22 protein-coding genes and 2 pseudogenes are annotated in these 19,701 nt (G+C 71.7%); 15 read left to right on the top strand and 9 right to left on the bottom strand.

The window, feature by feature from the left end; translation table 11 throughout:
- Positions 1 to 221: 221 nt before the first annotated feature.
- Entirely contained in the window at positions 222 to 953 is a 732-nt protein-coding gene (locus tag ACFXGN_RS27615; protein ID WP_384864355.1) for a GntR family transcriptional regulator, read from the bottom strand.
- Positions 954 to 1,155: 202 nt separating this feature from the next.
- Between ACFXGN_RS27615 and ACFXGN_RS27610 the strand changes: the two genes are divergently transcribed.
- The 3 genes from ACFXGN_RS27610 to ACFXGN_RS27600 all read left to right on the top strand — a co-directional run bounded on the left by ACFXGN_RS27610 (position 1,156) and on the right by ACFXGN_RS27600 (position 3,054).
- The gene (locus ACFXGN_RS27610; protein ID WP_384864353.1) at positions 1,156 to 1,386 is read left to right on the top strand and encodes a hypothetical protein; all 231 of its coding nucleotides are present in this window, start codon (positions 1,156 to 1,158) and stop codon (positions 1,384 to 1,386) included.
- Between the two features lie 115 nt (positions 1,387 to 1,501).
- Positions 1,502 to 1,987 (top strand): hypothetical protein, encoded by a 486-nt coding sequence (locus tag ACFXGN_RS27605; protein WP_384864351.1) that lies wholly within the window; start codon positions 1,502 to 1,504, stop codon positions 1,985 to 1,987.
- 140 nt (positions 1,988 to 2,127) lie between these two features.
- A complete protein-coding gene (locus ACFXGN_RS27600; protein WP_384864349.1) occupies positions 2,128 to 3,054 on the top strand; it encodes a pseudouridine synthase in 927 nt (308 codons plus the stop codon).
- On the opposite strand, the gene ACFXGN_RS27595 is transcribed toward ACFXGN_RS27600, so the two are convergent.
- From ACFXGN_RS27595 to ACFXGN_RS27585, 3 genes are all read right to left on the bottom strand, one after another.
- Complete coding sequence (locus ACFXGN_RS27595; RefSeq protein ID WP_384864347.1) at positions 3,038 to 3,667, bottom strand: MBL fold metallo-hydrolase; 630 nt, start codon at positions 3,665 to 3,667, stop codon at positions 3,038 to 3,040. The genes ACFXGN_RS27600 and ACFXGN_RS27595 overlap by 17 nt on opposite strands.
- A complete protein-coding gene (locus tag ACFXGN_RS27590) occupies positions 3,667 to 4,752 on the bottom strand; it encodes an S-(hydroxymethyl)mycothiol dehydrogenase (RefSeq protein WP_384864345.1) in 1,086 nt (361 codons plus the stop codon). The genes ACFXGN_RS27595 and ACFXGN_RS27590 overlap by 1 nt, the downstream gene beginning before the upstream one ends.
- 134 nt (positions 4,753 to 4,886) lie before the next feature.
- Positions 4,887 to 5,297, bottom strand: a complete 411-nt coding sequence (locus ACFXGN_RS27585; protein WP_384864343.1) for a RidA family protein — start codon at positions 5,295 to 5,297, stop codon at positions 4,887 to 4,889.
- A gap of 74 nt (positions 5,298 to 5,371) precedes the next feature.
- Between ACFXGN_RS27585 and ACFXGN_RS27580 the strand changes: the two genes are divergently transcribed.
- On the top strand, positions 5,372 to 5,746 hold the full coding sequence (locus ACFXGN_RS27580; protein ID WP_384864341.1) for a winged helix-turn-helix transcriptional regulator: 375 nt from the start codon (positions 5,372 to 5,374) through the stop codon (positions 5,744 to 5,746).
- Between the two features lie 16 nt (positions 5,747 to 5,762).
- Here the strand turns inward: ACFXGN_RS27580 and ACFXGN_RS27575 are convergent, their stop codons facing one another.
- On the bottom strand, positions 5,763 to 6,464 hold the full coding sequence (locus ACFXGN_RS27575) for an FCD domain-containing protein (RefSeq protein WP_351788727.1): 702 nt from the start codon (positions 6,462 to 6,464) through the stop codon (positions 5,763 to 5,765).
- Positions 6,465 to 6,646: 182 nt separating this feature from the next.
- Between ACFXGN_RS27575 and ACFXGN_RS27570 the strand changes: the two genes are divergently transcribed.
- The 3 genes and pseudogenes from ACFXGN_RS27570 to ACFXGN_RS27560 form a co-directional block, all read left to right on the top strand.
- Positions 6,647 to 7,165 (top strand): gluconokinase, encoded by a 519-nt coding sequence (locus ACFXGN_RS27570; RefSeq protein ID WP_384864339.1) that lies wholly within the window; start codon positions 6,647 to 6,649, stop codon positions 7,163 to 7,165.
- A gap of 17 nt (positions 7,166 to 7,182) precedes the next feature.
- Positions 7,183 to 8,580: a gluconate:H+ symporter gene (locus ACFXGN_RS27565; RefSeq protein WP_384864337.1), complete on the top strand. Its 1,398-nt coding sequence runs from the start codon at positions 7,183 to 7,185 to the stop codon at positions 8,578 to 8,580.
- Between the two features lie 107 nt (positions 8,581 to 8,687).
- Positions 8,688 to 9,110: pseudogene (locus ACFXGN_RS27560) on the top strand (ASCH domain-containing protein); the annotation flags it as partial.
- Between the two features lie 65 nt (positions 9,111 to 9,175).
- Here the strand turns inward: ACFXGN_RS27560 and ACFXGN_RS27555 are convergent.
- The gene (locus tag ACFXGN_RS27555) at positions 9,176 to 10,831 is read right to left on the bottom strand and encodes an FAD-binding dehydrogenase (protein ID WP_384864335.1); all 1,656 of its coding nucleotides are present in this window, start codon (positions 10,829 to 10,831) and stop codon (positions 9,176 to 9,178) included.
- 93 nt (positions 10,832 to 10,924) lie between these two features.
- On the opposite strand from ACFXGN_RS27555, the gene ACFXGN_RS27550 reads away from it, so the two are divergent.
- The 5 genes and pseudogenes from ACFXGN_RS27550 to ACFXGN_RS27530 all read left to right on the top strand — a co-directional run.
- Entirely contained in the window at positions 10,925 to 11,575 is a 651-nt protein-coding gene (locus ACFXGN_RS27550) for a TetR/AcrR family transcriptional regulator (RefSeq protein ID WP_384864333.1), read from the top strand.
- The gene (locus ACFXGN_RS27545; protein WP_384864331.1) at positions 11,572 to 12,336 is read left to right on the top strand and encodes a glucose 1-dehydrogenase; all 765 of its coding nucleotides are present in this window, start codon (positions 11,572 to 11,574) and stop codon (positions 12,334 to 12,336) included. Before ACFXGN_RS27550 ends, ACFXGN_RS27545 begins: the two co-directional genes overlap by 4 nt.
- 146 nt (positions 12,337 to 12,482) lie before the next feature.
- The gene (locus tag ACFXGN_RS27540) at positions 12,483 to 12,998 is read left to right on the top strand and encodes an NUDIX domain-containing protein (protein WP_384864329.1); all 516 of its coding nucleotides are present in this window, start codon (positions 12,483 to 12,485) and stop codon (positions 12,996 to 12,998) included.
- Positions 12,999 to 13,041: 43 nt separating this feature from the next.
- Positions 13,042 to 13,437 carry a YidH family protein gene (locus ACFXGN_RS27535; protein ID WP_384864328.1) on the top strand — a complete coding sequence of 132 codons (396 nt, stop codon included), beginning with the start codon at positions 13,042 to 13,044 and terminating at the stop codon, positions 13,435 to 13,437.
- A 167-nt stretch (positions 13,438 to 13,604) separates the two neighbouring features.
- Positions 13,605 to 13,901 (top strand): annotated as a pseudogene (locus ACFXGN_RS27530) (DUF202 domain-containing protein); the annotation flags it as partial.
- A gap of 125 nt (positions 13,902 to 14,026) precedes the next feature.
- Here the strand turns inward: ACFXGN_RS27530 and ACFXGN_RS27525 are convergent.
- Both ACFXGN_RS27525 and ACFXGN_RS27520 read right to left on the bottom strand, forming a co-directional pair.
- Positions 14,027 to 14,281: a hypothetical protein gene (locus ACFXGN_RS27525; RefSeq protein WP_384864326.1), complete on the bottom strand. Its 255-nt coding sequence runs from the start codon at positions 14,279 to 14,281 to the stop codon at positions 14,027 to 14,029.
- Complete coding sequence (locus tag ACFXGN_RS27520; protein ID WP_384864324.1) at positions 14,278 to 15,159, bottom strand: oxaloacetate decarboxylase; 882 nt, start codon at positions 15,157 to 15,159, stop codon at positions 14,278 to 14,280. The genes ACFXGN_RS27525 and ACFXGN_RS27520 overlap by 4 nt, the downstream gene beginning before the upstream one ends.
- 251 nt (positions 15,160 to 15,410) lie before the next feature.
- Between ACFXGN_RS27520 and ACFXGN_RS27515 the strand changes: the two genes are divergently transcribed.
- The 3 genes from ACFXGN_RS27515 to ACFXGN_RS27505 all read left to right on the top strand — a co-directional run bounded on the left by ACFXGN_RS27515 (position 15,411) and on the right by ACFXGN_RS27505 (position 18,924).
- Complete coding sequence (locus ACFXGN_RS27515; protein WP_384864322.1) at positions 15,411 to 16,322, top strand: MBL fold metallo-hydrolase; 912 nt, start codon at positions 15,411 to 15,413, stop codon at positions 16,320 to 16,322.
- A gap of 358 nt (positions 16,323 to 16,680) precedes the next feature.
- On the top strand, positions 16,681 to 17,703 hold the full coding sequence (locus ACFXGN_RS27510) for a phosphotransferase (protein ID WP_384864320.1): 1,023 nt from the start codon (positions 16,681 to 16,683) through the stop codon (positions 17,701 to 17,703).
- Between the two features lie 6 nt (positions 17,704 to 17,709).
- Positions 17,710 to 18,924, top strand: a complete 1,215-nt coding sequence (locus tag ACFXGN_RS27505; RefSeq protein ID WP_384864318.1) for an acyl-CoA dehydrogenase family protein — start codon at positions 17,710 to 17,712, stop codon at positions 18,922 to 18,924.
- A gap of 144 nt (positions 18,925 to 19,068) precedes the next feature.
- On the opposite strand, the gene ACFXGN_RS27500 is transcribed toward ACFXGN_RS27505, so the two are convergent.
- Positions 19,069 to 19,662: a TetR/AcrR family transcriptional regulator gene (locus ACFXGN_RS27500; protein ID WP_384864316.1), complete on the bottom strand. Its 594-nt coding sequence runs from the start codon at positions 19,660 to 19,662 to the stop codon at positions 19,069 to 19,071.
- Positions 19,663 to 19,701 lie beyond the last annotated feature (39 nt).

Here is a 19,701-nt window from a genome sequence, read left to right as displayed (position 1 = left end):
AGTCGGTGGGCCTCCGTGCTTACGTGAGTGGCCGTACCGGGCCACGGTGCGGCCCGGCGAGTGGTGCCGGACGTCCCCGGAGACCTCTACGGGGTTCTCCCCGGCCTCCAGATCGTTCGTGACCCTGCCGTGCCTCCAGCCGAAGCAAACGCCCCAGCCAGAACACATCCGGCCGGGGCGCTCCTGTCGAACGGCTAGCTCCAGGGACGTACTCCCAGGGCTCACAGTTCGTAGGCGTACCCGATCACGTGCCGGTACGGGAGGCACCATTCCGAGTACTCGATTACCCCCACGTCATCCCAAAGGCGAGTAGCACCCGCCAAGATCGGTGACCCGACGCGGAGACCCAGGTAGTTCGCCTCACGGGCATCCGCGTCACGGCCGTGCATGTCATCCCGTCCGTTCGTCGGGCGGCGCCCCGTTGCCGCGATGACATCGCTGAGCATCGAGTGCACCTTGCCCCGGTTGAAGGACAGCAGGGAAGGCACCGAAGCGGCGAACTGCGCCGGGTACCAGGCCACATGAAGCCCTCGGCGCTGCGAACCCTGGCCAACGTGCCATTCACGCATGACGACCTGATCCCCCTCTCCGAGACCGAAGATCTCTTGGACGTACAGGGGGGGCACCTTGAGTTCCGCCTTGGTCACAAGGCAGTGCTCGCCGGTGGTGAAAGGTGAACCGGTCGAAAGCACGCGGGCTACTCGATCCCTGCCCGAACTGCTCACAGAAGGGGTGTTGGAGACGAAGGTTCCGCGCTGGCTGGTCCTGATGATCCCCTCAACGGACAGCTGTTCGAGGGCACGCTGCACCGTCGCGATCGCGACCCCGTACGTGGACGCCAGTTGCCGGTTGCTGGGGAGCTTGCTCCCCTCGGCGCGCTCGCCGTCAAGGACGGACTGCCTCAAAGTGTCCGCGATCTGCATGTACTTCGGCGTAGCGGGTTCGTCGCTCACTGGTTCCACCTCTCAGGCCAATGACCTAGGTCAGTGTGGATGTACTAGGTCACTCCATCGATCCACCTTTGTGACCTAGGTCAGAGGGTGCCATGTACTAGGTCACTCCCTCTAGCGTTGAACTCCCCAAGTCCGAATTGGCGCAAGGAGTTTTGTGGTGCCTTCCGCAAAGTTGCACCGTCTCCGCACTATCGCTGCTCCCATGGGAGCAGTTGAGTGGTCCCCCGTCGTGAACAGGTACGCGGTGGACACCAGCGGTGGGCGTGTCCGGTACGGCAAGATCGTCCGGAAGGACCACGGGCTGTTCATCCTTCGCCCGCCCGGCGGTGGTGCGCAGTGGCCCGCGTCGGCCCGCACTCTCAGGGAGCCGTCGGTGGCGGAGTGGGCAGACATCCGCACGCTGATCACTCCGCTGTCGGCGGAGCGGTCGTGACGCCCGCGGGCGGACGCCGTGACCTGGTCCGCGTGGTCTGGGCGGGGCCCCTGCGGGCTGAGAGCGTCCTCGGCAGGGGCACGACCGTCTACCTGCGTCGGCCGGAGATGTCGCCGTGACAGGGCTGAGGGCGGTGATACTGCCCGCCTACGTCGGCGAGGTGTACGCGGTGGGGCCCGTCGCCGGGACCTGGCTGCCGACGACGTACAGCCTCGGGCGGGTCGAGGTCATCTCCCCCAAGCTCGTGGTGCGCTGGCTCCGGGGTGAGGCCCTGCGGCTGGCCGACCGGCTCGACCCCGACCCCGCACAGGTCGACTGGCTCCCGCCTCGCACGTACCACGTGGCTCGGCCGGGCTCCCACTGCTGTGACGACCTGCGGAAATGGGCGGAGGACGACGGGACGGACGGGTACGTCCGCGAGACCCTGCGGGCCCGTCAGCCGTTCCGTACGGAGTTTGCCGACCAGGACTGCACCTACGTCCTGAGCATCTGGCTCAGCACCGCGCGCACCGAGGACGTCCGGGCCCCTCCGTCCCCGGCAGTACAACGCGTCGGCACCCTGTGGCCGACCAGCCCCGGCGAACCTACGGCGTGTCTCTGATATCCTCGCAGGTCACAGGAGTAGTGGGCTGGTGCCCGAGCGGAGAGTTCAAGCCCCCCTCGGACACCTGCATGGAGCCCCGGACGATTCTCATTCGGCCGGGGCTTTCGCGTGCTTAGGCACTGACCCGAGGCGGAGCGGTGAGAAGGAGAGCGAAGGCGCCCGCCTCGCCGCTGCCCCAGCGGGAGGGGATCGATCCCGTCCGGGTGCGGCTGCCCGAGGACTCCGCCGGAGCCTGGGGGACCGTACGGGACCATCTGGTCGGGCGGTACGGGGCGGCCGTCGGGGAGAGCCGGGTCGAGGAGATGCTGCGGGAGGGCCGGTTCGTCGGGACCGACGGGCCCGTCTCCGGGGACGAGCCGTACGCCGTGGGGCGCTACCTCTGGTTCCACCGGGACTTCCCCGTCGAGGAGCCCGTACCCTTCCCGGTCGGCGTCGTGCACCGGGACGAGCGGATCGTGGTCGCGGACAAGCCGCACTTCCTCGCCACGATGCCCCGGGGACGGCATGTGACCGAGACCGCGCTCGCACGGCTGCGGCGGGAGCTGGGGCTGCCCAGGCTGCAGCCCGCGCACCGGCTCGACCGGCTGACGGCGGGGCTGGTGCTCTTCGTGGTGCGGGAGGAGGACCGGGGGGCGTACCAGACGCTGTTCCGGGACCGGCTCGTGCGCAAGGAGTACGAGGCTGTGGCGCCGTACGACCCGGCGGTGGTGCTCCCCGCGACGGTGCGCAGCCGGATCGAGAAGGAGCGGGGGGTGATGGCCGCCCGGGAGGTGCCGGGCGAGCCGAACAGTCTGAGCCGGATCGCGCTGGTGGAGCGGCGGGGCGGGCTCGGGCGGTACCGGCTGGTGCCGGAGACCGGGCGCACGCATCAGCTGCGGGTGCACATGAACGCGCTGGGGCTGCCGATCCTGCACGACCCGGTCTATCCGGTGGTCCGCGCGGACGGGCCGGAGGACCACCGGCGTCCGCTGCAACTGCTGGCGCGGACGCTGGAGTTCACCGACCCGTTCACGGGTGTGCCGAGGAGTTTCGGGAGCCGTCTCGCCCTCAGTGGCCTCGGCTGATCCATTCCTGGAGGTGCGGGGCCTCGGCGCCGACCGTGGTGGTGTCGCCGTGGCCGGTCCTCACCACCGTCTCCGGCGGCAGGGCGAGGAGCTTCTCGCGGATCGAGTCGACGATCGTCGGGAAGTCCGAGAAGGACCGGCCGGTGGCGCCCGGACCGCCCTGGAAGAGGGTGTCCCCGGTGAAGACGGTGCCGAGGTCGGGGGCGTACAGGCTGACCGCGCCGGGGGCGTGGCCCGGGGTGTGCAGGACCGTGAGGTCGGTGCCCGCGATGGTGAGGACCTGGCCGTCGGCGAGGTCGCCGTCGGGGCTGTGGTCGGGGTGGGTCTGCTTCCACAGCGGCTGGTCGGCGGGGTGGAGCAGGATGCGGGCGCCGGTGGCGGCGGCGAGCGCCGGTGCCGCGTCGATGTGGTCGTTGTGGGCGTGGGTGCAGACGATGGCGCGCAGGGCGCGGCCGTCGAGCGCGGCGAGGATGGCCCCGGCGTCGTGCGCGGCGTCGATGACGATCGCCTCGGTGTCGTCGCCGACGATCCAGACGTTGTTGTCGACGTCCCAGGTGCCGCCGTCGAGGCTGAAGGTGCCGGAGGTGACGAGGTGGTCGATGCGGGCGGCCATCACAGCACCACCACCGAGCGCAGGACGTCGCCCTCGTGCATCCGGGCGAAGGCCTTCTCGACCTCGTCGAGGGCGATGGTCTCGGTGACGAAGGCGGCGAGGTCGATGCGGCCCTGCTGGTGCAGGTCGATCAGCATCGGGAAGTCGCGGGAGGGCAGACAGTCGCCGTACCAGGAGGACTTGAGGGCGCCGCCCCGGCCGAAGACGTCCAGGAGGGGCAGTTCGAGCTTCATCTCGGGGGTGGGGACGCCGACGAGGACGACGGTCCCGGCCAGGTCGCGGGCGTAGAAGGCCTGCTGGTAGGTCTCGGGGCGGCCGACGGCCTCGATGACGACGTCGGCGCCGAAGCCGCCGGTGAGCTCGCGGATCGCCTCGACGGGGTCGGTGGAGCGGGAGTTGACGGTGTGGGTGGCGCCCATCGCCTTCGCCGTCTCCAGCTTCCGGTCGTCGATGTCCACGGCGATGATCTTCGCGGCTCCGGCGAGGCGGGAGCCGACGACGGCCGCGTCGCCGACGCCGCCGCAGCCGATGACGGCGACGGTGTCGCCCCGGCCGACGTTCCCGGTGTTGATCGCGGCGCCGATGCCGGCCATCACGCCGCAGCCGAGGAGGCCCGCGACCTCGGGGGCGACGGCGGGGTCGACCTTGGTGCACTGTCCGGCGGCGACCAGGGTCTTCTCGGCGAAGGCGCCGATGCCGAGGGCCGGGGAGAGTTCCGTGCCGTCGAGCAGGGTCATCCGCTGCTTCGCGTTGTGGGTGGCGAAGCAGTACCAGGGGCGCCCGCGCAGACAGGCGCGGCAGGTGCCGCAGACGGCGCGCCAGTTGAGGACCACGAAGTCGCCGGGGGTGACCTCGGTGACGCCCTCGCCGACCGACTCGACGATTCCGGCCGCCTCGTGGCCGAGGAGGAAGGGGAACTCGTCGTTGATGGCACCCTGTTTGTAGTGCAGGTCCGTGTGGCAGACGCCGCAGGCCTGGATCTTGACGACGGCCTCGCCGGGGCCTGGGTCGGGGATGACGATCGTCTCGACCCGCACCGGTTCGTTCCTGCCGGGGGCGATGACCCCCTGTACGTGCTGCGGCATCGCGAACTTTCCTTCCTCCGAACGGATCTTGTAAGGCTCCTGCGTACCACTATCTCCTGACAAAAGGCGAGACCCCCACAGGACGTTCCCGCGGGGGCACGCACGGTGACCGGGGCGTTCGCCGGTGCCGGGGGTCAGTCGAGCAGCGCGGTCGCCTCGATCTCGACGAGCACGTCCGGCTCGAAGAGGTACTCGACGCCGATGAGGGAGGAGGGCGGCAGGGGCAGGCCGAGCCCGATCTCGTCGGCGACGGCCGCCACGCCCGCCATGAGGTCGTCGACCCGCTCCGGGCTCCACCGGGTCACGTAGAACGTCAGGCGGAGCACGTCCGCGAAGGAGGCGCCCGCGCCCGCGAGTCCGGTGGAGGTGTTGCGCAGGGCCTGGGCGACCTGTCCGGCCAGGTCACCGGGGGCGACCGGGGTCCCGTCCGCGCGGCGGGCGATCTGCCCGGCGACATGGACGTGCCGCGTGCCGGTGCCGACGGCCACCTGGTGGTACGGGACGGGGCCCGGCAGGCCTTCGGGGCTGAGGTGGCGAACGGTCATGGTGTTCTCCTCGCACTAGGTATCCGTAAGCTACTTAGCGACAGAAGGACACTTCAACGAGACCAGGTATCGCCGTGGACACCGCCGACGGGCTCCGCATCGACCTTCCGCACCGCGAGCTGCTCGACCAGGTCCTCGACAAGTGGTCGCTCAGCGTCCTCAACGAGCTCTGCGAACGCCCGTGCCGTTTCAACGAGCTGCGCCGGGCCGTCCCCCGGGTCACGCAGAAGTCGCTGACGGCGACGCTCCGGCGGCTGGAAAGGAACGGCGTGGTCGAGCGCGAGGTCCTCGCGACCCGTCCGGTGGGGGTTCGATACCGGATCACCCCGCTCGGCAAGACCCTCCGGGAGCCCGTCGACGTCCTGCTCGCGTGGGCGTCGGAGCATCTGCCCGCCGTCACCCGCGCGCGGGAGACCTTCGACGCGCGGGAGGACGGGGAGGCCCGCTGAGCCCGGCGCGGGCGGGTCAGGGGGCGAGGACGTCCAGCTCCTGGAGGGCGCCGACCGCGATCTGCCGGGTCAGTTCCTCGGCGCGGACCGCGTCCCGCTCCCGTACCGCCTCGGCGACCTGGACGTGCAGGGTGACGGCCGCGGGATCGGGGTCCTCGAACATCACATGGTGGTGGGTGCGGCCGGTGAGGACCTCGGCGACGACGTCGCCGAGGCGGGCGAACATCTCGTTCCCCGAGGCGTTGAGCACGATCCGGTGGAAGGCGACGTCGTGGACGAGGTACTCGTCCAGTCGCCGCCCGCGCGAGGTCGCCACCATGCCGAGGGCCTGTTCGGTCAGCTCGCGGCACTGCTCGGGGGTGGCGTGCGCGGCGGCGAGCCCGGCGGCGACCGGCTCGACGGCCGACCGGAGCACGGTCAGCGAGCGGAGCTGACGGGGGCGGTCGGCGCCCGCGAGCCGCCACCGGATGACCTGGGGGTCGTACACGTTCCAGCTTCCGGTGGGGAGCACGGTCACGCCGACGCGGCGCCGGGACTCCACCAGGTGCATGGACTCCAGGACGCGGACGACCTCGCGGACCACAGTGCGGGAGACGTCGAAGCGCTGGGCCAGCTCGTCGGTGCGCAGCACGGTGCCGGGCGGGTACTCCCCCGCCGTGATCGCGAGGCCCAGGACGGCCAGGACGTGCGAGTGGAGGCCCTGGGCCGGTGTCGTCATGACGGCAAGCCTATGCGGGACGCCGGAACGATCACCTCTCCGACCGCCTTCATCGTCACCTCTTCGATCTCATCCCGATTAAAAGTACTACTTTTTCATCACAGACTCTTGAATACGTCGTACCCAATGGGTTTCATGAGCCCGACGGATCGATGTCGAAGAAGACAGCGAGGCACCACCTCATGAGCACCACCCCCCACCCCCAGGTCGTCGTCGTGATGGGCGTCTCGGGGACCGGCAAGACCACCATCGGTCCGCTGGTCGCCGAGGCGCTCGGCCTCCCCTACGCGGAGGGCGACGACTTCCACCCGGCGGCCAACGTGGCCAAGATGTCCGCCGGGACCCCTCTGGACGACGCCGACCGGGCTCCCTGGCTGGACGCCATCGGAGCCTGGGCGCACGACAGGGCCGGGCTCGGCGGGGTGGTGAGCAGTTCCGCGCTGAAGCGCGACTACCGGGACCGGCTGCGCGCCGCCGCGCCCGGGGTGGTCTTCCTCCACCTCACCGGTGACCGGAAGCTCATCGAGGAGCGCATGGCCGGGCGCAAGGGGCACTTCATGCCGACCGCCCTCCTCGACTCCCAGTTCGCCACCCTGCAGCCCTTGCGGGACGACGAGGCCGGCGTCGCCGTCGACGTCTCCGGCACCCCCGAAGAGATCACCGCCCGGGCCGCCGCCGCGCTGCGCCGGCTCACCCACTGACCCCCGAGGACCCCACCGTGACCAGTCTCAGCGTCGAGATCCTGGCAGCGGACGCCGCCGAACCGATCACCTCGGCAGGCAACGCCCAGCTCGGCATCGCCGTACTCGCCGGCATCGCCGTCATCGTTCTGCTCATCACCAAGTTCAAGCTGCACCCGTTCCTGGCGCTGACCATCGGGTCGCTCGGGCTCGGCGCGTTCGCCGGTGCTCCGCTCGCCGCGGCCATCAAGTCCTTCAGCACCGGACTCGGCAACACCGTCGCCGGGGTGGGCGTGCTGATCGCCCTCGGCGCGATCCTCGGCAAGCTGCTCGCCGACTCCGGCGGCGCCGACCAGATCGTCGACACGATCCTGGCCAGGGCGAGCGGCCGGGCCATGCCGTGGGCGATGGTGCTCATCGCGTCGGTGATCGGTCTGCCGCTCTTCTTCGAGGTCGGCATCGTGCTGCTGATCCCGGTCGTGCTCCTCGTCGCCAAGCGCGGCAACTACTCCCTGATGCGGATCGGCATCCCGGCCCTCGCCGGTCTCTCCGTGATGCACGGGCTCATCCCGCCGCACCCCGGTCCGCTCGTCGCGATCGACGCGGTCGACGCCAATCTGGGCGTCACCCTCGCCCTCGGTCTCGTCGTGGCCGTGCCGACCGTGATCATCGCCGGTCCGCTCTTCTCCCGTTACGCGGCGCGCTGGGTGGACGTCCCCGCCCCCGACAACATGATCCCGGTGCGGCCCTCCGAGGACCTGGAGAAGCGTCCCGGCTTCGGCGTCACCGTCGCCACCGTGATGCTGCCGGTCGTCCTGATGCTGGTGAAGGCGCTCGTCGACATCGTCGTCGACGACCCGGAGAACGGGCTCCAGAAGGTCACCGACGTCATCGGCTCGCCGATGATCGCGCTGCTGGCCTCCGTGATAGTCGCCCTCTTCACGCTGGGCCGCGCGGCCGGGTTCGGCAAGGAGCGGCTGTCGACGATCGTCGAGAAGTCCCTCGGCCCCATCGCGGGCGTGCTGATGATCGTCGGCGCGGGCGGCGGCTTCAAGCAGACCCTGATCGACATCGGCGTCGGCCAGATGATCCTGGACTTCTCCAAGGACTGGGCCATCCCGACCCTGCTGCTGGCCTGGCTGATCGCGGTCGCGATCCGGCTCGCCACGGGCTCGGCGACGGTCGCGACGATCTCGGCGGCGGGCCTGGTGGCCCCGCTCGCGGAGGGCATGTCGACCAGCCACACGGCGCTGCTCGTGCTCGCCATCGGCGCGGGTTCGCTCTTCTTCAGCCATGTCAACGACGCCGGGTTCTGGCTGGTCAAGGAGTACTTCGGGATGGACGTCGGCCAGACGGTCAAGACCTGGTCGGTGATGGAGACGATCATCTCGGTCGTCGGCATCGTCTTCGTGCTGCTCCTGTCGCTGGTGTTGTGACCCAGGGAACCTCCCGGTTCCGTGCCCGGGAGGACCTCCCGGTGTCATGACCGGGGAGGTTCCCACGGCACCGCCGAGGGCCGGTCATGGCTGACACACTGTCGGCCATGACCGGCCCTCACGCGCTCAAGCCCTTCCTCCTCGCCTTTCCCGGCCCGCTGCGGGACCGGCTGGTCGCGGCGGTCCTCTCCGGCGAGAAGGTCGCCACGACGGGGCTCCTCGTGGAGTACGAGATCGAGGACGAGGACCTGCCCGAGGTGGGCGAGCGGTCGGCGCTGATCGACTCGGACGGGCGCGAGGTCGCGGTGGTGGAGGTGACGGCGGTCCGGGTGCTGCCCCTCGGCGAGGCCGATCTGTCCCTCGCCCTGGACGAGGGCGAGGGACATCTGTCCGTGCCGCAGTGGCGCGCGGCGCACGAGCGCTTCTGGCACGGCGAGGAGATGCGGGAGGCCCTGGGCGACCCGGCCTTCACCGTGGACGACGGGACGATGCTGGTGGTGGAACGGTTCCGGGTGGTGGCACGGACGGGCGACGCGGACCACCGCTCTCGCCGCCGCGCGGCCCGCGCGGCGGATCCGCGCCCCGGTGGAGCGCCTCAGCCCACCGCTCTCGCCGCCGCCCGGCCCGCCGCCCGGCCCGAGAAGACGCAGCCGCCGAGGAAGGTGCCCTCCAGGGAGCGGTAGCCGTGGACGCCGCCGCCGCCGAAACCGGCCGCCTCGCCCGCCGCGTACACGCCCTCCAGGGGTGCGCCGCCGTCCGTCAGGACCCGGGAGTCCAGATCGGTCTCCAGACCGCCGAGGGACTTGCGGGTCAGGATGCTGAGGCGGACGGCGATCAGCGGGCCCGCCGCGGGGTCGAGGACGCGGTGCGGGGCCGCCGTACGGATGAGCTTGTCGCCCAGGTATCTGCGGGCCCCCCGGATCGCCGTGACCTGGAGGTCCTTGGTGAAGGGGTTGGCGATCTCCCGGTCGCGGGCGGTGATCTCGCGGCGCAGCGCGGTCTCGTCGATCAGATCCTCGCCGGTGATCCGGTTCATGCCCCGGACGAGGGCGGAGAGGTCGTCCTCGACGACGAAGTCGACGCCCTTGTCCATGAACGCCTTCACGGGACCCGGCACGTCGGCGCGGGCTCGGCCGAGGACGTCACGGATCGATCTGCCGGTGAGGTCCGGGTTCTGTTCGGAGCCCGAGAGGGCGAACTCCTTGCCGATGATCCTCTTGTCCAGGACGAACCAGGTGTGGTCGTACCCGCTCCGCATGATGTGTTCGAGGGTGCCGAGGGTGTCGAAGCCGGGGAAGAGCGGGACGGGCAGCCGTCGGCCGGTCGCGTCCAGCCAGAGGGAGGACGGTCCGGGCAGGATGCGGATGCCGTGCCGGGCCCAGATCGGGTTCCAGTTCTCGATGCCCTCGGTGTAGTGCCACATCCGGTCGCGGTTGACGTGCCGGGCGCCCGCCTTCTCCGCGACGCCGAGCATCAGTCCGTCGACATGGGCGGGGACCCCGGAGAGCAGCCGGGCGGGCGGGGTGCCGAGCCGCTCCGGCCACTGGGCGCGGACCAGGTCGTGGTTGCCGCCGATGCCGCCGGAGGTGACGATCACCGCCTGGGCGCGCAGTTCGAAGCGTCCGGTGACCGTGCGGGTGCTGGCGGTGCCCCGGGCGGCGGCGGAGGGTTCCAGGATCTCGCCGGAGACGGTGTCGACGGCTCCGGCGGTACGGCCGAGGGCGGTGACCCGGTGGCGGAAGCGGAAGCGGACGAGACCCCGGGCGGCGCCCTCGCGGACCGTGCGCTCGAAGGGGGCGACGAGACCGGGGCCCGTACCCCAGGTGATGTGGAAGCGGGGGACGGAGTTGCCGTGGCCGTTGGCGTCGTAGCCGCCGCGCTCGGCCCAGCCGACGACGGGGAAGAAGCGCACTCCCCGCGCGCGGAGCCAGGCGCGCTTCTCGCCCGAGGCGAAGTCGACGTACGCCTCGGCCCACTTCCGGGGCCAGTGGTCCTCGGCGCGGTCGAAGCCCGCGGTGCCGTACCAGTCCTGGAGGGCGAGCGCGTGGCTGTCCTTCACCCGCATCCGGCGCTGCTCGGGCGAGTCGACGAGGAAGAGGCCGCCGAAGGACCAGTGGGCCTGGCCGCCGAGGGACTGCTCGGGTTCCTGGTCGAGGAGGATCACGGTGCGGCCCGCGTCGACCAGTTCGGCGGTGGCGACGAGTCCGGCGAGACCGGCTCCGATCACGATCACATCAGCGTCGTAGGACATGGACCGCATCTTGGATACACGGATGTATCGAGTCAACCGTCCGGACCGACCCCGGCCCTCCCGCTTTCTAATGTCGGGCATTAACATGGACGCATGGCGAGGACATCCGGACCCGGGACCCGGGACAGACTGATCCGGGCGGCGGAGGAGATCTTCGCCGCCCAAGGAGTCCACGGCGCACAGCTGCGGGACGTGGTGGCGCTGGCCGGACAGGCCAATCCGTCCGCCGTGCAGTACCACTTCGGCTCCCGCGCCGGGCTCCTCGACGCGGTGATGGCGGGCCGCCAGGCCCGTACGGAAGGGGTGCTCGCCCCGCTGCTGACGACCGCCGACGACGAGACGCGCGCCCTGGTCGGGGCTCTCGTCACCGCCGAGGCGAGCGAGCTGCGGACCGAGCGGGGGCGGCGCTGTCTGCGGATCTCCGCGCAGCTCAGCCACGAGAGCGGAATCCGCGCCCGCACCCCGCACCCCACCCTCGCGGGCACCGCCTACTGGCGCCTGATCGAGCGGATCGCCGACCGGCTGGCCGTGGACGGGCTGCCGGGGCCGCTGCTCCTGGAGCGCCTCGACCTGGCGCTGACCGTGGTGGGCGCGGCGCTCGCGGACCGGGCCCGGCAGTACCTCGACGGCATCGAACCCCTCACCGGAGAGGCGCTCTTCCTCGCCGATCTGGTGGAGACCACCACCGCCCTGCTGCGCGCCGCACAGCCGGAGCAGGCGCACCACCGAAAGGAACTTCCATGAACGACCTCACCGGCAGGACCGTGCTCATCACCGGCGGAGCCCGTGGGCTGGGCGCCGAGGCCGCCCGTCAGGCGGTCGCGGCGGGGGCGAACGTCGTCGTCACCGACGTCCTGGACGAAGAGGGCCGGGCGACCGCCGAGGCGCTCGGCGAGCGGGCCCGCTTCTTCCACCACGACGTGAGCTCCGAGGAGGAGTGGACGGCGGCCGTCGCGTACGCGGTGGCGGAGTTCGGCGGGCTGCACGGTCTGGTGAACAACGCGGGCATCTCCACCGGCACGCTCCTGGAGACCGAGTCCGTCGAGCACTTCCGCAAGGTCCTCGACATCAATCTGACCGGTGTCTTCATCGGCATGAAGGCCGCGGTCCCGGCGATGCGGGAGGCCGGTGGCGGTTCGATCGTCAACATCTCCTCGGCCGCGGGCCTCATGGGTCTGGCGCTGACCGCCGGGTACGGCGCCTCCAAGTGGGGCGTGCGGGGTCTGACGAAGATCGGCGCGGTGGAGCTGGGCACGTCGAAGATCCGGGTGAACTCCGTCCACCCGGGCATGACGTACACGCCGATGACCGCCGCCGTGGGCATCCAGCGGGGCGAGGGCAACTACCCGAACACGCCGATGGGCCGGGTCGGCGAGGCCGACGAGATCGCGGGCGCGGTCGTCTTCCTGCTCTCGGACGCCGCCTCGTACGTGACGGGCGCCGAGCTGGCGGTCGACGGCGGCTGGACCACCGGGCCGACGGTCAAGTACGTCATGGGCCAGTGAGGGCGGCCGGGCGCCTCGGGGTGACTCAGGGGGACGCGGGGCGCCTCGGGGTGGCGCAAAGGGACTCGGGGTGCCTCGGGGTGACTCGGGGCGCCTCAGCGTGACTCGGGGGCCGGTGGGTCCGGCGGGTTTGCTTGGATGGTGGCATGAGCGCCGCTGAAGAGATCCTCGACGTCGTCGACGAGCACGACCGGGTGATCGGCCGGGCCCCGCGCGGTGAGGTGTACGCGCGGGGGCTGATCCACCGCTGTGTCTTCGTCCGGGTCAGGGACGCCGGGGGCCGGGTCTTCGTGCACCGCAGGACGCCGACGAAGCTGGTCTTCCCCTCCCTGTACGACATGTTCGTCGGCGGGGTCGTCGGAGCGGGCGAGTCCTACGACGAGGCCGCCCTGCGGGAGGCCGAGGAGGAGCTCGGCGTACGGGGTCTGCCCCGGCCCGAGCACGTCCTCACCTTCCTGTACGACTCCGGGGGCGTGGCCGGGAAATGGTGGTCGGCGGTCTACGAGGTGCGGTGCGAGCTGCCGGTGGACCCGCAGGCCGAGGAGGTCGCCTGGCACGGCTTCCTCACCGACGAGGAGCTGTCCGCACGGCTCCGGACCTGGTCGTGGGTGCCGGACGGGCTCGCCGCGTTCGAACGCCTCGAGGCCCTCCGGGCGGGCTGAGAGCACCCGGGCGGGCCGGGCATCCGGCCGTTAGGGTGCACATGTGAGCGATTTTGTGCGGAGTCTGCGGCTGTGGTTCGCGCCGCAGCGCGTCCGGGACGAGGGGGAGACGCCCGACTACCGTTTCTCCCTCGCCAACGAACGGACCTTCCTGGCCTGGATAAGGACCGCGCTCGCCCTGGTCGGCGGCGGTTTCGCGGTGGACCAGTTCCTTCCGGACCTGCGCTGGGGCGTCCGGGTCGGGCTCGCGCTGGCGCTGCTCGCCGCCGGGGTGCTGTGCGCGCTGCGCGCGGTGAACCACTGGGTGCGCTGCGAGCGGGCCATGCGGCGCGGCGAGGACCTGCCCGGCTCCCGCTTCCCGGCGGTCCTGAGCCTGGTGGTGGCCGTGGTGGCGGTCACGATGGTGGTGGTCGTGCTCTTCGGCTGGGCGGGACGGTGACCACTGCCGGTGACGGGCGGCCCGCCGGGGACCCGCGCGATCCGGCGCCCCCGCCCGCCGGGGAGCCTCACGATCACGGGCTCCCGCCTGCCGGGAACTCTCGCGATCACGGGCTCCCGCCCGCCGGAACCCCTCACCGTCCGGCGCCCCCGCCCGCCGGGCCCCTCCGCGATCCGGGGCTCCAGCCGGAGCGGACCCGGCTCGCCTGGCGGCGCACGACGCTGTCCTGCACCGTGGTCGCGGTGCTCGCGGTCAAGCTGGGCGTCCAGGACGGGACCACCCCGCTGGGGGTGGCGGGGTTCGCGCTGTCGGCGCTGGTGTGGATCGCCTTCCTGGCCGTCGCCCACCGCCGCATCCGGTCCCTGAGCGCGGCCCGGCCGGACCCGCTGTCGTACCGGGGGGCCTGGCTCACGGCGCTCATCACGGTCGCGCTCGCGGTGTTCGGCGCGGCGATGATCTGGTGAGTCGGTGAGGCGGTGATCCGGTGAGGCCCCCGGCGCCCGGACCGGTACGGCGGCGCGCGGACGGCCGGACACCGTCTCGTGGTGTCCGGCCGTCCGCGCGTCCTCGGCGTCCTCGGGCGTCCTCGTCAGTCCTCCTCGTCGCCCTCGACGACTCCCATCAGGGCCTCGATCGCGTCGACCGCGCTGCCGTCGTGGTCGCTGCCGACGGTTCCGCTGCCGCCGTACTGGACGTTGGCCGCGCGGTCGACCTCCAGGATCGAGTCGGCCTCGGAGTTGTCGATGACGGTGATCAGGCTGCCGCCGGCGACGGCGGGCCCGGTGACGGCCGCGAGCAGCACCACCGCGAGACCGAGGGCCCTGAGCGGGACCGCCGGGTTCACACCCCCACCGCTTCGGGGGCCTCGTGGTGGCGGGCGATGTTCCGCTCCAGGAGGCGGGTCGACGCGGCCACCCCGATGCTGGCGGCGGGATCGAAGGACGGCAGCCGCCCGTCCGCCCGCTTCAGCTCGGTGAGCGCCGAGTCCATGGCCTGGTGCGCGGCGAAGAGGCAGGGGGTGCTGTAGATCGCCACGTCCACGCCCAGCTCGGAGAGTTCGGCGAGCGAGAGCCGGGGGGACTTGCCGCCCGCGATCTGGTTGAAGAGCAGCGGCTTGCCGCCGACGACCTCGCGGATGCGCTTGATCCACTCCACGCTCCGTACGCCGTCGACCAGGACCACGTCGGCGTCGGTCGCGGCCAGGCACTTGGCCCGGTGGAGGATCTCCTCCTCGTCGGTCGCGTCCGTACGGGCCACCACGACCATGTCCCGCCGGGTCGCGAGGACCATCTCCAGCTTGGCCAGGTACTCGTCCAGCGGCAGCACCTGCTTCCCGTCCGCGTGCCCGCACCGCCGGGGCCGCTTCTGGTCCTCCAGGATCACTCCGGAGGCCCCGATCCGCTCCAGCCCCTCCACGACGTGGCAGGCCACCTCGGGGTCGACGTAACCGTCGTCGATGTCCACGAGCAGGTGCTGCTTCGGGAACGCGCCCCGGAGCCGCTGCACGAAGCCGACCATGTCCGGCCAGGCGATGAAGCCGACGTCCGGCAGCCCGTAGTACGAGGCGGAGAAGCCGAACCCGGAGACGAACATCCCGTCGTAGTGGTCGGCGGCGACGGACGCCGAGTACATGTCGAACACGCCGATCAGCGGGGTCGTGCCGGGCGCGGCGATCCGCTCGCGCAGTTTGGTTCCGTAGCTCTCGTGACGTGCGTCGCTCAACGTCTGACTCCTGGTCTTCTCGGGAAACACAGAAAAGGCGCCGGGGCCGTCACGACACGACGACCTCTTGCCGAAACCTGATGGTTTCGTGGGAAGTCGTTGAACTTCTCCATGCGAACGCTTTACTCACTCTCCAGGCTCAGCGCATTCACCACAGAAACGTCACTGTGACGGTGGGACCGGGCTCCACGGCGCCCTCGCCGACTGGCACTCTTCCTCTGTCAGTCGGACTCCGAACCGGGGGGAACACCTTGTCCGCGACCGATCCCTACGTGGTCACGCTCGCACCGCACGTGCACGCCTTCGTCCAGCCCGACGGGGGCTGGTGCCTGAACAACGCCGGGTTCCTCGGCGACGCCCGGGAGTCGCTGCTCGTCGACACCGCCGCCACCGAGCGCCGGGCCCGGCTGCTCCGCGCGGCGGTCCTCGCCGAGGGCCTGCCGCTGCCCCGCACCGTCGTGTCGACCCACCACCACGGCGACCACACCTACGGCAACGGGGTGTTCATGCCGGAGGCGCGGATCGTGGGGCACGAGAACTGCCGGACCGAACAGCTGGAGGCCGGGCACCAACTGCATCTGCTGTGGCCCCGGACGGACTTCGGCGAGATCGAGATCCTGCCGCCGTCGGTCACCTACCGGGACCGGATGACGCTGTACGTCGGCGCGACCGAGGTGCGGCTGATCCACCCGGGGCCCGCGCACACCACGGGCGACTCCGTCGTGCACCTGCCCGAGCAGGGCGTGGTGTTCACCGGCGACCTGGTCTTCCACGGCGGGACGCCGTTCCTGCCGATGGGTTCGCTGGCGGGTTCGCTGCGCGCCCTCGACCTGCTGCGGTCCCTGGACGCGCCGATCGTGGTGCCGGGGCACGGCCGGGTGACCGACCCCTCGGCGTACGACTCGACCGAGCGGTATCTGCGCTGGGTGCGGGAGCTGGCGGCGGAGGGGCACGCGCGGGGGGCGGCGCCGCTGGAGACGGCTCGCCGCGCGGACCTGGGCGAGTTCGCCGTCTGGCGGGAGAGCGAGCGCCTGGTGGCGAACCTGCACCGGGCGTACGCGGAGTTGGAGGGCCTTCCGGAGGGTTCGCCGCTGGACCCGGTGGCGGTCTTCGGCGACATGGCGGCGATGAACGGCGGGGTGCCGGTGGCCTGCCACGCCTGAGCCGCGTCCGCGCCGCGTCTGAGCTACTCCTGAGCCGCGTCCGCGCCTTACGGGGAGCCCGTACGGGAGGAGGGGGATCTGGACGGGCCCTCACGGGGTCGGCGGGGAGGAACCCGTACGGGCTGCCGCCTGGAAACGGTCGGCCCGTACGGACGGCTCGGAGGGTGCCGGGGGGCCGCCGGGGAAAGGCGTCCGAGGGCCACTCGGGAAGGGAGTCCGAGGGCCGCCGGGGAAGGGCGTCCGTGCGGGCGGCTCCCTCGTCGCCCCCTCCCGGAGGCGCTCTCGCGGGTCCCTCTGGACGACATACCGACTGGTCGGTCATCATGGGCGGCGACCGCAGCCGATCCGGAGGTAGCCCATGAGTTCCGCCCCGCCGCCAGGTCTCGACCCCGAGCGGCTGCGCCGCTTCCTCGACGCGGAACGGCCCGGACTGGTGACCGGCCCCCTCGAAGCCGGGCTGATCGAGGGCGGGCGCTCGAACCTGACGTACACCGTCACCGACGGCACCGGCCGCTGGGTGGTCCGCCGTCCGCCGCTCGGCCATGTCCTCGCCACCGCCCACGACATGCGGCGCGAGCACCGCGTCATCAGCGCCCTGCACACCACGGACGTCCCCGTCCCCCGGACGCTGCTGCTCTGCGAGGACGAGTCGGTGCTCGGAGCGCCGTTCTACGTCATGGAGTTCGTCGAAGGGACCCCGTACCGCTCGGCCGGCGAACTCGCCCCGCTCGGCCCCGGGCGCACCCGCGCCACCGTCCTCGGTCTCGTCGACACCCTCGTCGACCTGCACTCGGTGGACCCCGGCGCGGTCGGGCTCGGTGACTTCGGGCGCCCCGAGGGCTTCCTCGACCGGCAACTGCGCCGCTGGGGCAAGCAGCTCGACGCCTCGCGCGGGCGCGAACTGCCCGGGATCGAGGAGCTGCACGCCGCCCTCGGCCGGACGCTGCCCGTCTCCCCGCCGCCCACTGTGATCCACGGCGACTACCGCCTCGACAACGTCCTCGTCGGCGCCGACGACCGCGTCCGGGCCGTCCTCGACTGGGAGATGTCCACCCTCGGCGACCCGCTCACCGACCTGGGCCTGCTGGTCATGTACGGCACCCCGCTGGACCTGCCGGACTCCCCCCTCTCCAGCACCGCCACGGCCCCCGGCCATCCGGACGCCGCCGAGCTGGTCGAGCGCTACGCCGCCCGTTCCGGCCGCGACACCTCCGCCCTCTCCTGGTACACGGCCTTCGCCTGGTTCAAGCTCGCCGTGATCCTGGAGGGCATCCACTACCGCTGGACCCTCGGGCAGACGGTCGGCGCGGGCTTCGACCGCATCGGCGAACTCGTCCCCGTCTTCATCGAGCACGGCCTGACCACCCTCCAGGAAGGCTGACCCGCCATGGACTTCGCCCACGACGCGCGCACCGAGGAACTCCGCGCGAGGCTCCTCGCCTTCATGGACGCGTACGTGTACCCGGCCGAGCGGACCGCCGAGGAGCAGCGCGCCCTGCTCGCCTCGCCCTGGGACACCCCGCCGGTCGTCGAGGAACTCAAGGCCGAGGCCAAGCGGCAGGGGCTCTGGAACCTCTTCCTCCCCGACCCCGTGTACGGAGCCGGTCTGACCAACCTCCAGTACGCGCCGCTCGCCGAGATCACCGGCCGCAGCCCGCAGCTGGCGCCCACCGCCCTCAACTGCGCCGCCCCGGACACCGGGAACATGGAGCTGCTCGCCCAGTTCGGTGACGATGAGCAGCGGAAGCGGTGGCTGGAGCCGCTGCTCTCGGGCGAGATCCGCTCGGCCTTCGCGATGACCGAACCCGAGGTCGCCTCCTCGGACGCCACGAACATCGAGACCCGCATCCGGCGGGACGGCGACTCGTACGTCGTCGACGGCCGCAAGTGGTACATCTCCGGGGCGATGAACCCCCGCTGCCGGGTCTTCGTCGTCATGGGCAAGACCGACCCCGACGGCGCCGACCCGCGCCGCCAGCAGTCGATGATCCTGGTGCCGCGCGACACCCCGGGCGTCGAGGTCCGGCGCGCGATGCGGGTGTACGGGTACGAGGACCACTCCCACGGCGGCCACGCCGAGGTGCTCTTCGACGGCGTCCGCGTCCCCGCCTCGCACCTCGTCGGCGAGGAGGGCGGCGGTTTCGCCATCGCGCAGGCCAGGCTCGGCCCCGGTCGCGTCCACCACTGCATGAGGCTCATCGGCATGGCCGAGCGGGCCCTGGAACTGACCTGTCGGCGCGCGGTCTCCCGTACCGCCTTCGGACAGCCGCTGGCCCAGCAGGGCGTGGTGCGGAACTGGATCGCGGACGCCCGGGTGACGATCGAGCAGTTGCGGCTCCTCGTCCTGAAGACCGCCTGGCTCATGGACACCGTCGGCAACCGGGGCGCGCACACCGAGATCCAGGCCATCAAGATCGCGACTCCGCGCGCGGTCGTCGACATCATCGACAAGGCGGTGCAGGCGCACGGCGCGGGCGGGGTCTCGCAGGACTTCCCGCTGGCCGAGCTGTGGGCGGCGGCCCGGACGCTGCGGCTCGCGGACGGCCCGGACGAGGTGCACCAGCGGTCACTGGCACGGCGGGAGCTGAAGAAGTACCTGTAGGCGGCGGGGCGGGTGGGGCGGGCGGGGCGGGGCCCTCGGTGGACCCGCCCCGCCGGGGCCTGGCTCTCGGGGCCCGAAGGTCTCAGCGGGTGCGGGGCTTCGGGGCCGCAGCACCCCCGGGGCGTGCCTCGGGGCGTGCCCGCGTCAGGGCCGGAGGGCCCTCAGCAGCAGGTCGGCGAGGTGGTCGGCGACCTGTCCGGGGCTGAGCGGGCCGTCGGGGCGGTACCAGGTGGACAGGTGGTGCACGGAGCCGAAGTGGTAGTCGACCACGAGGTCGGCGGGGGTCGCGGCGGAGAACACCCCGGTGCGCTGGCCCTCCTCGACCAGCGCCCGGAAGCGCTCGTGGTAGCGGCGGCGCTCGGCCCGTACCTGCTTGTTCTTCTCGGGGCTGAGGTGGTGCATCGAGCGGAAGAAGATGGCGGCGTCGTCGAGGTTCTCGATGGTGGTGACGACGACGTCGGCGGCGGCGGTGCGCAGCCGGTCCTCGACGGGTGCGTCGGCGTCCGCGTGGGCGTCGAGCCGTTCCTGCTGGAGGCGCAGGACCCGGGCGTAGACCTCCTGGAGGAGGTCCTCCTTGGAACCGAAGTAGTGGTAGAGGGCGCCCTTGGTGACCCCGGCGGCCTCCACGATCTCCTGGACGGAGGTCCGGTCGTACCCGCGCTCCGCGAAGAGCCGGGTGGCGGCGGCGAGGAGCCTCTGGGGGACGGGCGTACCGCTTTCGTCCGTCGTCCTGGCCATGCTCCGCCGCCTTCCTGGTGATCCTTCTCGGCCGGGGGA

The sequence above is a fragment of the Streptomyces sp. NPDC059247 genome (genome assembly GCF_042754005.1).
GTDB lineage: Bacteria > Actinomycetota > Actinomycetes > Streptomycetales > Streptomycetaceae > Streptomyces.
Note: the sequence above shows the minus strand (reverse complement) of the source record. Positions and strands in the feature narration are given on the sequence as shown.